General features: G+C 57.7%; 9 protein-coding genes, 1 tRNA gene and 4 pseudogenes. 11 read left to right on the top strand and 3 right to left on the bottom strand.

Features of this window, described 5'->3' with window-relative positions:
- Nucleotides 1-47: 47 nt before the first annotated feature.
- From ACP15V_RS00070 to ACP15V_RS00035, 8 genes and pseudogenes are all read left to right on the top strand, one after another.
- Nucleotides 48-1,253 (top strand): class I SAM-dependent methyltransferase, encoded by a 1,206-nt coding sequence (locus tag ACP15V_RS00070; protein ID WP_424941682.1) that lies wholly within the window; start codon nucleotides 48-50, stop codon nucleotides 1,251-1,253.
- Between the two features lie 84 nt (nucleotides 1,254-1,337).
- Nucleotides 1,338-1,781 carry a TrgA family protein gene (locus ACP15V_RS00065; RefSeq protein WP_424941681.1) on the top strand — a complete coding sequence of 148 codons (444 nt, stop codon included), beginning with the start codon at nucleotides 1,338-1,340 and terminating at the stop codon, nucleotides 1,779-1,781.
- Nucleotides 1,782-1,832: 51 nt separating this feature from the next.
- Nucleotides 1,833-2,969 (top strand): NUDIX domain-containing protein, encoded by a 1,137-nt coding sequence (locus tag ACP15V_RS00060; RefSeq protein ID WP_424941680.1) that lies wholly within the window; start codon nucleotides 1,833-1,835, stop codon nucleotides 2,967-2,969.
- Between the two features lie 123 nt (nucleotides 2,970-3,092).
- On the top strand, nucleotides 3,093-4,127 hold the full coding sequence (locus ACP15V_RS00055) for a cysteine synthase A (RefSeq protein ID WP_424941679.1): 1,035 nt from the start codon (nucleotides 3,093-3,095) through the stop codon (nucleotides 4,125-4,127).
- Nucleotides 4,127-6,646: a DUF3772 domain-containing protein gene (locus ACP15V_RS00050; protein WP_424941678.1), complete on the top strand. Its 2,520-nt coding sequence runs from the start codon at nucleotides 4,127-4,129 to the stop codon at nucleotides 6,644-6,646. Before ACP15V_RS00055 ends, ACP15V_RS00050 begins: the two co-directional genes overlap by 1 nt.
- Entirely contained in the window at nucleotides 6,639-7,355 is a 717-nt protein-coding gene (locus ACP15V_RS00045) for an alanyl-tRNA editing protein (protein ID WP_424941677.1), read from the top strand. Before ACP15V_RS00050 ends, ACP15V_RS00045 begins: the two co-directional genes overlap by 8 nt.
- A gap of 89 nt (nucleotides 7,356-7,444) precedes the next feature.
- Nucleotides 7,445-7,534, top strand: a tRNA-Ser gene (locus ACP15V_RS00040).
- Between the two features lie 222 nt (nucleotides 7,535-7,756).
- A pseudogene (locus tag ACP15V_RS00035) lies at nucleotides 7,757-7,960 on the top strand (D-Ala-D-Ala carboxypeptidase family metallohydrolase); the annotation flags it as partial.
- Between the two features lie 184 nt (nucleotides 7,961-8,144).
- On the opposite strand, the pseudogene ACP15V_RS00030 reads toward ACP15V_RS00035, so the two are convergent.
- Nucleotides 8,145-8,288 (bottom strand): annotated as a pseudogene (locus ACP15V_RS00030) (amino acid--tRNA ligase-related protein); the annotation flags it as partial.
- 375 nt (nucleotides 8,289-8,663) lie between these two features.
- Between ACP15V_RS00030 and ACP15V_RS00025 the strand changes: the two are divergent.
- The gene (locus ACP15V_RS00025; protein WP_424941676.1) at nucleotides 8,664-9,275 is read left to right on the top strand and encodes a hypothetical protein; all 612 of its coding nucleotides are present in this window, start codon (nucleotides 8,664-8,666) and stop codon (nucleotides 9,273-9,275) included.
- Between the two features lie 63 nt (nucleotides 9,276-9,338).
- Here the strand turns inward: ACP15V_RS00025 and ACP15V_RS00020 are convergent, their stop codons facing one another.
- Complete coding sequence (locus ACP15V_RS00020) at nucleotides 9,339-9,566, bottom strand: hypothetical protein (RefSeq protein WP_424941675.1); 228 nt, start codon at nucleotides 9,564-9,566, stop codon at nucleotides 9,339-9,341.
- 376 nt (nucleotides 9,567-9,942) lie between these two features.
- Nucleotides 9,943-10,599 carry an NnrU family protein gene (locus tag ACP15V_RS00015; protein ID WP_424941674.1) on the bottom strand — a complete coding sequence of 219 codons (657 nt, stop codon included), beginning with the start codon at nucleotides 10,597-10,599 and terminating at the stop codon, nucleotides 9,943-9,945.
- Between the two features lie 214 nt (nucleotides 10,600-10,813).
- Between ACP15V_RS00015 and ACP15V_RS00010 the strand changes: the two are divergent.
- Nucleotides 10,814-11,542, top strand: a pseudogene (locus ACP15V_RS00010) (HAMP domain-containing protein); the annotation flags it as partial.
- Between the two features lie 276 nt (nucleotides 11,543-11,818).
- Nucleotides 11,819-13,254, top strand: a pseudogene (locus ACP15V_RS00005) (methyl-accepting chemotaxis protein); the annotation flags it as partial.

Below are 13,254 nucleotides of genomic sequence, written 5' to 3'. Positions count from 1 at the left end.
TCCGCTTAGCCTTATGGTATTCAAAAACATGGATTTTGGGGGGAGCCATGATCCTGACCACCACGCAAGGGCAGAACGATCTGCCCCGCTATTTCGCCCGTGTCTTCGAATTTGTCTCAGACATGAACACGGGCCAGCTGGATTTTATCCTGCCCGATGGGCGGCGGTTTCGTGTACACGGCGCGCGACCCGGGCAGGTGGCGGAAATCCATGTGCATGACGAAGATGTCTTTGCCCGGCTGATCCGCGAAGGCGATCTGGGCTTTTGCGACGCCTATATCGAAGGGGGGTGGTCGACCCCGGATCTGCAGGCGCTTCTTGATTGGATTCAAGATGATAACGACCGGATCTATGACGGGTTTCCCGGCCTGATCTTCGTGCGCGCCTACGAACGGCTGCGCCACCTGATGAACTCCAACTCCAAGAAACAGGCCAAGAAAAACATCAGCCACCACTACGATCTGGGCAACGCGTTTTACGCGCTGTGGCTGGATGACACGATGACCTATTCCTCGGCGCTGTTTCGGTCCGGGCAGGAAAGCCTGGAGCGCGCGCAGGAACAGAAATACGCCTCGATGCTGGATCAGATGGGGGTGGGGCCGGGGGATCATGTGCTGGAAATCGGCTGTGGCTGGGGCGGCTTTGCGGAATTTGCCGCCCGCCGGGGCGTGCGCGTGACCGGCCTGACCATTTCGCAGGAACAGCATGATTTTGCCGTGGAGCGGATTGCCCGCGCAGGTTTGTCGGATCTGGTCGAGATCCGGATGCAGGATTACCGCGACGAGACTGGGAAATATGACGGGGTGGCCTCGATCGAGATGTTCGAAGCGGTGGGCGAGAAATACTGGCCCACCTATTTCAACACGGTGCGCACCTGCCTGCGCCCCGGCGCCCAGGCGGTGCTGCAGATCATCACTATCACCGAAGACCGCTTTGAGAAATACCGAAAAGGCGTTGACTTCATACAGAAATACATCTTTCCGGGCGGCATGTTGCCTTCTAAAACGCGGCTTCGCGAAGAGGTCAACAAGGCGGGGCTGGCGTTTCGTGACCAGATCACCTTTGGCGAAAGCTATTCCGTGACCCTGCGCCGCTGGCATGGGGTCTTTAATGACAAATGGTCCCGTGTGGCAAAGCTGGGGTTTGATGATCGGTTCCGTCGGATGTGGAATTTCTACCTGACCTCTTGCGCTGCGGCCTTTCATTCCGGCAATTGTGACGTGGTGCAAGTGACCTTGCAAAATCCGGATTGATGGGGCGATAGTGGGCATAACACGTGACCACCCCGCAAGAGGGTGGAACGACTGCTGCTATGGGGTCCGAGGAGGAGATCGAGCATGCCCACCGCATCCAAACTTGTTGCTGCCGTGTTCTTCGCGGCGCTGGCCTATTTTCTGGCCGATCTGATCAAACCGCTTCTGCCTGAAGGGCGCAGCTATGCCATGTTTTCCCCTGCCTTCGCCGGGATAGGGCTGTTGATCGGTTGGCGGTTTACCGGCCATCGGCTTGGCCGGGGGCTGGGGGATGCGGTTGGTATTGGTCTGTCCTCGGCGTTTTTACTGGCGTTTTGGGGGCTTGTGCTGTTTTCCGGCGCAGAAATGATCCGCCTGTCTTTGCGCAAGGCCTATGACGGACCGGTCGAAGCAATCCGTGGCGCGATCGAGATTGCGGTGGAATATGTCCTGCTGATTGCCCCTCAGCCCGATGTGATGGGGACATTGATCATCGGTAGTCTGGCCGGGGGTGTTCTGACCCGTATGACGGCGGCACGCTGGCGCTGAGTTTATTCCCCTGTCCATCATTCCCCTGTCCATCATCTGAGAGTGTTTCCCATGAAAACCCTGTTTTTCTATGGCACCTTGCGGTTTCGCCCGCTTCTGGATCTGGTGCTGGACGGCGAGACCTATGCGGTCCGGCCTGCCGTGCTGGCGGATCACGCCGTCTATTGGGCGCAATCAGGTGGCGAGGATCAGGTGTTCCCGATGATTGTTGCGGAACCGGGCGGCTCGGCGCAGGGGGTTCTGGTCTCCGGGCTAAGCAAGGCGGCGATTGAGCGGCTCAATCATTACGAAGGCGGCTTTGCCTATACGCTTTGTGACATGCGGGTTGAGGGGCCAGACGGGCCCGCATTGGCCGAAGTGTATTTCCCCGAAGCGGGGCTCTGGTCACCCGGCGCGCCCTGGTCGCTTGAGGATTGGGCAGATCGATGGGGCGAGATGACCCTAGCGGCTGCGGAAGAGGTCATGTCCTACATGGGGCAGCTGTCGCCGCAAGAGGTGGCGGCGCGGTTTCCGATGATCCGTCTGCGCGCCGCCAGCCGGGTGCGGGCCAAGGCCGAGCCCAGCCCGGCAGCGCTGCGCACCGACTGGGGGCCGGACAGGACCCGTGTCGCCAGACGAGAGCGGCCCTATGTGAATTTTTTCGCCATTGAAGAGCGTGACCTCGCCTTTCCGCGTTTTGACGGAACCATGAGCCCGGTGGTGAACCGCGCGGCGTTTCTGGGGGGCGATGCGGTCACCGTGCTGCCGTATGATCCGCATCGCGACGCGGTTTTGCTGATCGAACAATTTCGGGTTGGGCCGTATATGCGGGGCGATCTGCACCCGTGGATCCTGGAGCCCATTGCGGGGCGGATCGATCCGGGTGAAACGCCAGAGGCCACGGCGCGGCGCGAGGCGCTGGAAGAGGCGAACCTGACCATTGGCGCTTTGGAACATGTGGGCGATTATTATCCAACCCCGGGGGCGGTCACGGAATATCTTTATTCCTACATTGCGATCTGCGATCTGCCCGACAGTGCCGCCGGGCTTGGCGGCATGTTGGGCGAGGCTGAAGATATTCGCAGCCATGTGATTTCCTTTGACCGGCTGATCGACCTGGTGCAATCGGGCGAGGTGGACAATGCGCCCTTGCTGATTTCGGCCATGTGGTTGATGCAAAACCGGGATCGGTTGCGTGGCGCTGTTTAAGGTCAGTGGTGAAGCTCGTCTTGAAGTTGGCGCCCTGCGCACTTACACATGTGGGGAACAGAAATGATCCGCCGTGGGAACACCCATCGGCCACCTGACCCAAGCGCGAAATTAGGGGGAAACATGGATATCAAACAGGACCTTGCGGCAACAGTGGGCAACACCCCCCTGATCCGTCTGAATGCGGTCAGCGACGCCACCGGATGCGAGATTTACGGCAAGGCCGAGTTCATGAACCCGGGCCAGTCGGTCAAGGACCGCGCGGCGCTTTATATCATCAAGGATGCCATCGCGCGCGGGGACCTGAAACCGGGTGGGACAATTGTCGAAGGTACGGCTGGCAATACCGGTATTGGCCTTTCCCTGGTGGGGGCCTCGATGGGGTTCAAGACGGTGATTGTGATCCCGGAAACCCAATCGGAAGAAAAGAAAGATATGCTGCGGTTGGCGGGGGCGGAACTGGTGCAGGTGCCCGCAGCCCCCTATCGCAATCCGAACAATTACGTGCGCTATTCCGGGCGTCTGGCCGAGAAACTTGCACAATCCGAACCAAATGGCGTGATCTGGGCCAACCAGTTCGACAATGTGGCCAACCGTCAGGCCCATGTGGAAACCACCGCGCCCGAGATCTGGGCGCAGACCGACGGCAAGGTCGACGGCTTCACCTGCGCGGTGGGGTCGGGGGGCACGCTGGCCGGGGTGGCCGAGGCGCTGCAGCCCAAAGGCGTGAAAATCGGTTTGGCCGACCCGCTGGGCGCGGCCCTTTACAGCTTTTACACCACCGGCGAGTTCGCCTCGGAAGGGGGATCCATCACCGAGGGGATCGGGCAGGGGCGCGTGACCGCGAACCTTGAAGGGTTCACCCCCGACATGTGTTTCCAGATCCCTGATGCCGAAGCGCTGCCGTATGTCTTTGATCTGGTGGAACAGGAAGGGCTTTGCCTTGGCGGTTCGTCTGCGATCAATATTGCCGGTGCGGTGCGTATGGCCCGCGAAATGGGGCCGGGCCACACAATTGTAACCATTCTGTGCGACTATGGCTCTCGCTATCAGTCGAAATTGTTCAACCCGACCTTCCTGAAGGAAAAGGGCCTGCCCGTGCCCGCTTGGCTGGATCGCGACCCCGCGCTGCTGCCAGAGGTGTTTGAGGACGTCTGATGTACCATTTCGTTTTGGCCCTCTGCCTTGCGGTTCTGACCTTGCTGGGGTCAGCACAGGGGGGCATGGCCCAGGACGGGGCGACCAGTCCGGTGGTGCAGTTTTCTGTTGCGCCAGCCGATCTTGATGCGGATGCGTCTGATCAACCGGCCTATGTGTTGCTGGATGACGGGACACCGGATTACGACGCCTGGGCGCGACTTGCCGAACGGGTCGAGCGGGCCCTGGAAGTGGGGCGCGCATCCGATGCGGTCATGGCGGACCTGCGCGCCAATCTTACCGACTGGCGGGCGCTGTTTGCCGAGGCCAAGCAGGAAAACGACATCCGGATCGACACCTTAAAGACGCAGATTGCCACGCTTGGCCCCAAGCCGAAAGAAGGGGAGAGCGAACCGGCCATTTTGACCGAACGCAGGGATGAGCTGACCACGCAACTGAACGCCGCCCGCCTGCCGGTACAGCGCGCCGAAGAGGCCCATTCGCAGGCGGATGTGCTGATCAATGGCATTGACAAGCTGATGCGCGGCCGACAGGCCGATCAGCTGCTGAAGCTGGGACCGACCCCGTTTAACCCGACCATCTGGCCCGCGGCCCTGACCGATCTGGTTGAAACCTTTCGTCTGGCGGGGGAAGAGATGGCCCGAAACTGGGGCCGCGACGCGCAATGGCAGGATTTCAAAAGAGACTTGCCGCTTTCGTTGACGTTGTCGCTGATCGGGGCGGTTCTGTTGCTGCGGGGGCGGTATTGGGTGATGCGCTTTGGCGCCTTTCTGCGCCGCAATCGCCGGGGCCCGGCGCTTGGCGTGGTCGGATTTCTGGTGTCCCTTGGCCAGTTTCTCATCCCGCTTCTGGGCATCTCTTTCCTGGTCTTTGCCCTGTATCTGACAGGCATTTTGGGACTGCGCAGCCAGGTGATCGTGGATGTTTTGCCGAACATGGTCATGGTGATCTTCGCGAGCCTGTGGATCAGCAACCGGGTGTTTGGGGTCGAGGGGGCAGGCTGGACCATTCTGGATATGCCATCGGAAGGCGCGCGCACCGAAGCGCGCTGGACCACCAATATGCTGGGTGTGCTTCTGGCGATCTGGGATCTTCTGACGCAACTGGCCCTGCATGAGAACTATCCGCAGACCACATGGGCGGTGATCAGTTTCCCGGTGTTTGCCTTGATGGGACTGTTCTTGCTGCGGCTTGCCCGCCTGTTGCGCCTGCACCTGCAGTTGCGTGAGAGTGACGAACAGGTCGGGACGTTCCGCACCAGCGTGTTGCATATGCTGTCAATCCTCACCAATGCCGTGGCGATCGCGGGCCCGCTGGCGGCGGCGGTCGGCTATGTCACTTTGGCCGCCTCCTTCATGATCCCCTGGGTGCTGACGCTGGGCCTGGTTGCGGTGCTCGAAGTGCTGCACTGGTTTGTCGTCAGCCTGTATGGTGTGGTTCTGCGCAAGGATGACGAAGAGGCGGGGCAGGCGCTTTGGCCAATTCTGATCTCGTTTTTCATAAGCTTGCTGGCCGTGCCGCTCTTGGCGCTGATCTGGGGCGCGCGGATCACCGACCTGACCGAACTGTGGACCACGGTGATGAGCGGGTTCGAAGTGGGCGGCGCGCGGATCACGCCGCGCACCTTTGTGACGTTCGCCATTGTGTTTGTGCTTGGCTACGCGGCGACCCGTTTCCTGCAATCCATGCTGAAAAGCTCGATCCTGCCAAAGACCAAGCTGGATATCGGCGGGCAAAATGCGATCTCTGCGGGCGTCGGATATGTTGGCATATTTCTGGCGGCGCTGCTTGCGATCACCTCGGCGGGGCTTGACCTCAGCTCGGTGGCGATTGTCGCCGGTGCGCTGTCGGTGGGGATCGGTTTTGGTCTGCAAAACATTGTGTCGAACTTCGTCTCTGGCATCATCCTGTTGATCGAGCGGCCGATTTCCGAGGGGGACTGGATCGAGGTGGGCGGCCAGATGGGCTATGTGCGCGACATTTCCGTGCGCTCCACCCGGATTGAAACCTTTGACCGGTCGGATGTGATTTTACCCAACTCGGATCTGATCTCGGGGGTGGTGACCAACTATACCCGCGGCAACTCCATCGGTCGGATCATCCTGCCGGTGGGGGTGGGATACGGCACGGATACGAAACGGGTTGAAGAAGTGTTGCGCGAAATTGCCGAGGACCATCCGATGGTCACGGTAAACCCGGCGCCCTCGGTGATCTTTACCAATTTCGGTGCTGACGCGCTGGAGTTTGAAATCCGTGCGGTTCTGAGTGATGTGAACTATTCGCTTACGGTGAAAAGCGAGATGAACCACGAGATTGCCCGCCGCTTTGCTGAGGAAGGCTTCGAAATCCCGTTTGCGCAACGCGACCTGTGGATCCGCAATCCCGAGGCGCTGCGCCCCGCCGCAGCTGTGGCGGGTGGTGCCGCGGGGGCTGGTCAGACCGTCCCCCCAGAGGCGATGACACTCGACGACCTGCAAAACGGGGCCGATGAAGGTGTGGAAGGAGAGGGCGATGAGTGACGCGCTTTATACACAGGATGCCTATGCCTCAGAGGCGCCGGCGCAGGTGATCGCCCACACCGACATTGGCGGAGTGATCGTTGACGCTTGCCTGTTTTACCCAACCGGTGGCGGGCAACCCGGTGATGCGGGGCGTCTGGTCTGGCAAGGGGGTGACATGTCCGTGGTGACCACGGTGAAATCTGCGGATGGCCCGGTTCTTGTGCCTGCCGAAGGCGAGGGTTTGCCGCCGGTTGGAACCCCTGTCACACAGCATCTGGACTGGGATATCCGTCACCGGCACATGCGCATGCACACGGCGCTGCATCTGCTCTCGGTCGTGATCCCCTTGCCGGTTACGGGGGGGCAGATCGGCGCGGAAAAGTCGCGGCTGGATTTCGCGATGGAGACCCCGCCGGAGGATAAGCAAGCCATCGAAGATGCGCTCAATGCGCTGATCGAGAAGAATTATTCCGTGACAGATCAATGGATTACCGATCAGGAGCTCGCCGCCAACCCTGGTCTGGTGAAAACCATGTCGGTTCAGCCCCCCCAAGGGGCCGGGCGCGTGCGCCTGGTGCGGATTGGCACCGAGGATGAGCAGGTCGACCTGCAACCCTGCGGCGGCACCCATGTGGCACACACCGCCGAAATCGGCAAAATCCGCATCGGCAAAATCGAGAAAAAAGGCAAGATTAATCGCCGCGTGGCCCTGCACCTGGTGGACTGATTTCGGTCCGTACCCGGCAGGTCAGAGATTTTTTGGAATTCGCAGAAAGATGCTTGAAACCGCCCGGCTTTCTCTGTAGCAACACCGGCGGAGCGGTGGCCGAGTGGTCGAAGGCGCACGCCTGGAAAGTGTGTAGGCGGGGAACCGTCTCGAGGGTTCGAATCCCTTCCGCTCCGCCACTTGCCCCTGCGAAAGCGTTCTCTCGATCCGGCTGCGGCCGGATTTTTCCGCGTTTTCAAAGGGGTTTGCAGAACCGGCTGAACACCACCGTGCCAGCAATCGGCACAAAATCCGTTCTCTCGGCGAGCTTTTCTCTGAACCTCATGACTTCTGCCATTTGGTGAATTTCTTAGAGGGCGTTGAAAAGGAAGCATTTTCTGGAGCCATGACCTGAGCACTTCAACGAGCCTGCATTGGAGAAGCTTCAGGTCCTGCGCGATCAGCTGGGCAAGCCTTTGATCGTGCGCTCGGCCTATCGCAGCCCGGAGCACAACCGCGTTGTCGGCGGTGCCAAACGCTCGAAGCACATGGAGGGCGCCGCCTTCGACATCGCGATGGCGAACCACGACCCGGCGGCCTTCGAGGCGGCGGCGCGCGAGGTCGGGGTGGCGCAAGGCGTCCTGGCAGAGACCCAGACCGCCATCCTGCCGCTCGTGCCGTAGGGGGTGAAAAGCCCGGGCTTCTTTGTAGTGCGTATTATGCAATCGAAATCAAAGCGCCCCGCTGGAAATCCAGCGGGGCGCGAACGATGGAGAGGCCAAGGTTGAGCCTGCGATTGACGGAGATTTTCTACACCAACGGGAACGGCACCACGTCAGATATTCTATCTGCACCCGTAATCACCATCACGAGGCGATCTAGGCCGATTCCAAGACCGCCAGCTTGAGGCAGTCCGTCTTCAATCGCCGACAAAAAATACTCGTCAACCCCGTAAGGCTCGTCACGAACGAGATCTTGATGCTCTACCTACCATTTCAAGATGAGGGTTCCTGTCCGATACTCGAAGATTGAAAGACGTTCATTTGTCTTCATGAGCCTGCGGACGGACAGTGAAGAGGTTGCCAGGAAAAAGGAGCGGAGTTGTGTGCAAAAAATGCACATAAGTCCTGCGGTGGAGCCGAGGCCTTGGAAGTCAAAATAAGAAGCCCTGAAACTATCCGCCGAGTCAAGCGCGAGGGCTTCCCTAGCGTAGGTTCTGATGACGCTTTTTAGATGCATCCATTATTAAGTTTCGGAGCATGTCCCACTCGATACGTACGTGATACATTGCCTCTTGATATGGTGGAATCAATATGAGATGAAACACTCATGAGAAGAGTATTGCAATGGATCGCGTCGCTTCTGTTTGTGTTAGTAATAAGTCCGATCGTGGGCACTTTTTTTATTGAGTATGCAAAAACACTCGGATTCTATGATGATCCCGCGGCAGTCGTGGATGCATTACTTATGTTTGCTTCCCAGATCATCAATAGCGCGGCATACCCCTATGTTTTGGGGGCCAGCGGCGGCGCATTCGCTGCAGTTTGGTTGTATTGGTTTGCGGGAAAAATAGAACGCAGACAAGCAAAGCCCGTTCTTCTGTATGATAGCGAGCTATCTCTGCAGTTTCGGAAGGATCCACAGCCGTTCGAAGCCAAAAATCTCAACATTTTTAGGTGGTATACATTCCCAGTTATCATGCAGGTTTTTGATCAGAGTGGTCAGAGAAAAGACGAAAACGTGGTCACTACGATTTTTCTAACTTTTCAGGATCTGTCTCAAACCGCCTACCCTGTATTGAAGTGCTCTGATCCCAACTTGCGGTTGGAAGTAAAAGACCTATCATCCCGCTCTGCGATCGTCTTGCTGCATGGCAAGGCCGAAGATGTCACCATTGATATGAGCTTCAGGAGCCAACCAGACCATTATTTGAGTAGCTAACAAATAGGAGCCCCAACCCACTTCTGGCTAATGGCTAAGGCTCAATCTCAGCTCTTGTTCAGTCTATTTGCAAACCAATTTGCATGAGACTTTTGGGGGAAAACCGCCGACGGAGCATTCCATTTTACATTCTGGAACGAGACCCATAATCTTGACATCAGCTTTTTTCTTTAATTCAAAGCCTTCAAGCTCATACTGGCTAAGGCCTGACGCCTCTAGTAGTGCTTGAATTTTTGGAGCCATCTCGGATGCAATTTGATCGACGTCGGTTTGGGGAATATCTGTAGCCATTTGGAGTCTCCCTTTTGCTAATAAGCTAACAATACCACAATTTTGGGTTGATTTCAAAAATGAGCAAATCCTTGCACCACATTTTGCACCGCATAAAACCCATTCAGCCTTAAAAATAAGGGGTAATCAGTAGGCATATTTCAATACTGCCGGACTTCCGCTCCGCCACAGATCTTTTGTGGCCCCCCCCAATTCAGTTTAGTGGTGACATTTTAGAGGTCACATTGCGGGCAGGCGGTTTGCGTCAGCCCCGCAGGCACCTGGAAAGTCGCGCTTTTCCCCTGCGTCCGGTCAGTGCGCACCCGGACCAGATGCGAAATTCTGCCACCTGTTACGTTGCTCTGGCGCTTGCCCGTTTGGGGGGCCGGGGAGGGGGTTACGGGATAGGAGAAATCCCGATCACGGGGTCATGCGCCCACAATACCAGGGCGTAGATCACCAGGCCAATTCCAACACGCATGCTCCCATTAAAACTGGGGTGCAGGTTGCGTGTTGTGGTGCTGATCCGCGTCCATTCCTTGTCGCCCAACTGCCGGATCTTGCGACGATTGATGATCTTGCGCCCCAAAAGGGAAAACCCCGCGAAACAGGCAAACATGATCACATGTGCCAGATCACCATTGGCCAGAAGATGGGCACAAGACCACAGGAACAGGGCCAATAACAGGGGATGATGGGTCCAGCCGATCAGGCCCGGATCTGCTGGATCGAAGGCGTCATTATTTGCGCCGCCAAATGACAAGGGGTTTGGTCGGCCAATGGCCATCGCAATGATCACCACGGCAACGAGCATCAGAGCCATCGCAAGATGATTGTGCCATTCCTGCCAATCCCAAAGCGGCAGATAGGGTGCCCTGCGGGCCGCGACAATCAAAAGGATCAACGCCAGGGTCGACAACAGACTATAGGCAATGGTGAAGCCACGTGCCCCAATGATAGATATGATCCCTGCCTTCACCCGCGGTTTTACCGGGATCATGTGGCTGGCAAAAAAGAATGCAAAACCAAGGATGTAACCTGTCCAATCCTGCATGGCTCTTGCCTTTCCCTCATTGAGATTTCCGGTCTGTCTACGCGGTTTTATCCTCTGTATCCAGCGCGATCTCCACTTGGGTTTTTCGTTTGATCACGGGGCCGGACTGATTTCCGCGGGCCTTAACGTCATCTCAATAAGTGGGGCTCTAGGGTCGTGATTGAACTTAAGGTCAGGCGAACTTGCCTCTCAGCGGGAAGGGTACAAAACAACGATGAAACCAGAAGTCACACCCGGCAAGCGAATGCGTGGAATTAACTCGGTGTTTTTTAAGCTGGCGGTGCCAATCATCGTTGCGGTGGGGATCTCGGGGCTGGCATTGGTCAGCCTGTCGTTGCGCGGCAGCAATCAGGTGGTGGATCAGTTGACCGCTGCAGGAGATCAAGAGATCACCGCATTGGTGGCCGACGCGCTGGTCGGGTCCTTCCAGATGATGAATGTCAACGGCATCAATCGCCGGCTTGAACCGATGGTGGATCCGGAGGATCCAAACGCCCCGACGATTATGGCGCTCGCTGCAAATGGCCGGAACCTGACGCAAATCGGCCCGGAAATCGCAGATATTGACGAATTGGAACGGCTGGCGAATGCAGCCCTGGACACAGGCGAAAAGCAGGTTTCGAAAGGCGGGCTTTATGTTGCGCAGCCGGTCAAAGCGCGCGGCGGGGATCGCCAGCTTGGGGTGTTGGCGATTGCGTGGAATGCAGAGAAAACCCACGCCCTTGTGTTGTCAGACCAAATACGAATCGCGGGCATCTCTGCGGGCATTTTTATTGTCGCCTTGATTGCCATCATGTTTGGGGTGCGGAAAATTGTCATGACACCCTTGCATGATATCGGTTGTGCCGTGGGCCAGATTGCCCGCAAGAATTATGATGTGGAAATACCAACCTCACGCAGCCATGATGAGTTGGGTCGTTTGGCGGCCGCATTGCAGGACTTCGCGGGAGAATTGGGTAAAGGGGCGCAAGCCGAAGCCGAAAACCGGTTCCGCAGCACCGCGTTCGAAGGCGCATCCACGTGTTTGATGATGATGGATGACACGTTGAATATCAGCATGGTGAACCCTGCGATGCAGGAGCTGATCGAGCAGTTGCAAAGCGACTGTGCCAAGGCTGTTACCTCTGGCGAGCAGGATCTGGGTGAGTTCAGAAATTTTGAACAGTATCTGGCTTTCAGTTCTCAATCCGATGTGGCCGATCGGCTGATCGCAGCAGAAGATCTGCCCTGTGAAGTTGTGCTTTCAGTCTTGGAAACACGTCTGAAGGTGTTGGTGGATGCAGTGCGTGATACCAACAATTGCGTCATTGGATATGTGGCCGAATGGCAGGATATCACGGATCGGTTTGTCAACGAGGCCTTGATGCAAGCCATCAACAGCAATCAGATCAAAATCGACCTGGCAACGGATGGAACCGTTCTTGCGGTCAACCCGCATTTCATGACGGTTATGGGTCATGATGAGGCTGCATTGTTGAATGTGGATTTCGCAACACTGTTTGCCGGTGGCGAAGAAGAGGGCCTCACGCTCACCGACGTGCTGCTGCAGGTGACCGGGGGGGATAGCCTTTATGGTCACTTCCATCTGATCGGAAAAAATGGGCAAAAAGTCATTGTGGATGGTGGGTTCGTTCCGGTCACCGATCTCGATGGCACACTGATGCGCATTGTCCTGATCGCGAATGACGTGACGGATGCGCGACGGGAGGTTGAGGCTGCGGAAGCCGAGCGGGCTGAGATGGAAGCGGCGCAAAGCCAGGTTGTTGATGCGTTGCGCGATGGTCTGAGCCAGCTGTCGGACGGTGATCTGACCATCAGCATTTCCGATCCCTTTGCCGAGAATTACGAACAGCTGCGCCATGATTTCAACCGGGCGGCTGAGAACCTCTTGTCCGCGATGCGCGGCGTGGTGGAAAATGCCGACCTGATCCAGGGCGAGGCGTCCGAGATTTCCAATGCGGCAGATGATCTGTCGCAACGGACCGAGAAACAGGCGGCCACGCTTGAGGAAACCGCTTCGGCGCTGGATGAGCTGACCTCGTCGGTGCGATCCGCCGCGGAAGGGGCGAGCCATGCCAATGAGGTGGTGGATACTGCGCGCCAAAACGCAGAAGCCTCGGGCGAGGTGGTGCGTGAAGCCGTGGACGCGATGGGCGAGATTGAAAATTCGTCGCAGCAGATTTCCAAGATCACCGGGGTGATGACGACATTGCCTTCCAGACCAATTTGCTTGCGCTGAACGCCGGGGTTGAGGCGGCCCGGGCGGGCGAAGCGGGGCGCGGATTTGCGGTTGTTGCCTCAGAAGTGCGTGCGCTGGCGCAACGCTCCTCTGATGCGGCACGCGAGATCAACGAATTGATCTCGGCGTCGGGCACGCAGGTGAAACGCGGTGTGCAACTGGTGGACCAGGCTGGGGCGGCCCTGGCGGGCATTGTCGAAAGTGTCAGTGAAATCAGTCGCAATGTCGGTGAAATTGCGGTGTCATCCCGCGAACAGAGTGCCGGGCTTGCCGAGATCAACGAAGCGGTGAACCAGCTGGATCAGGTGACGCAGCAAAACGCCGCCATGTTCGAAGAAACCACTGCAGCAAGCCATGCGCTGACCCGCGAGGCCCAAACCTTGAACAAGACCATGGGGCGGTTCAATACCGGGCAT

The organism is Aliiroseovarius crassostreae (assembly GCF_049803815.1).
GTDB lineage: Bacteria > Pseudomonadota > Alphaproteobacteria > Rhodobacterales > Rhodobacteraceae > Aliiroseovarius > Aliiroseovarius crassostreae_A.
Note: the sequence above shows the minus strand (reverse complement) of the source record. Positions and strands in the feature narration are given on the sequence as shown.

What these genes read in the sequence shown, in the direction of transcription:
- ACP15V_RS00070 (WP_424941682.1), top strand. Translation starts at nt 48, where the DNA reads ATGATCCTGACCACCACGCAAGGGCAGAACGATCTGCCCCGCTATTTC.
- ACP15V_RS00065 (WP_424941681.1), top strand. Translation starts at nt 1,338, where the DNA reads ATGCCCACCGCATCCAAACTTGTTGCTGCCGTGTTCTTCGCGGCGCTG.
- ACP15V_RS00060 (WP_424941680.1), top strand. Translation starts at nt 1,833, where the DNA reads ATGAAAACCCTGTTTTTCTATGGCACCTTGCGGTTTCGCCCGCTTCTG.
- ACP15V_RS00055 (WP_424941679.1), top strand. Translation starts at nt 3,093, where the DNA reads ATGGATATCAAACAGGACCTTGCGGCAACAGTGGGCAACACCCCCCTG.
- ACP15V_RS00050 (WP_424941678.1), top strand. Translation starts at nt 4,127, where the DNA reads ATGTACCATTTCGTTTTGGCCCTCTGCCTTGCGGTTCTGACCTTGCTG.
- ACP15V_RS00045 (WP_424941677.1), top strand. Translation starts at nt 6,639, where the DNA reads ATGAGTGACGCGCTTTATACACAGGATGCCTATGCCTCAGAGGCGCCG.
- ACP15V_RS00025 (WP_424941676.1), top strand. Translation starts at nt 8,664, where the DNA reads ATGAGAAGAGTATTGCAATGGATCGCGTCGCTTCTGTTTGTGTTAGTA.
- ACP15V_RS00020 (WP_424941675.1), bottom strand. Translation starts at nt 9,566, where the DNA reads ATGGCTACAGATATTCCCCAAACCGACGTCGATCAAATTGCATCCGAG.
- ACP15V_RS00015 (WP_424941674.1), bottom strand. Translation starts at nt 10,599, where the DNA reads ATGCAGGATTGGACAGGTTACATCCTTGGTTTTGCATTCTTTTTTGCC.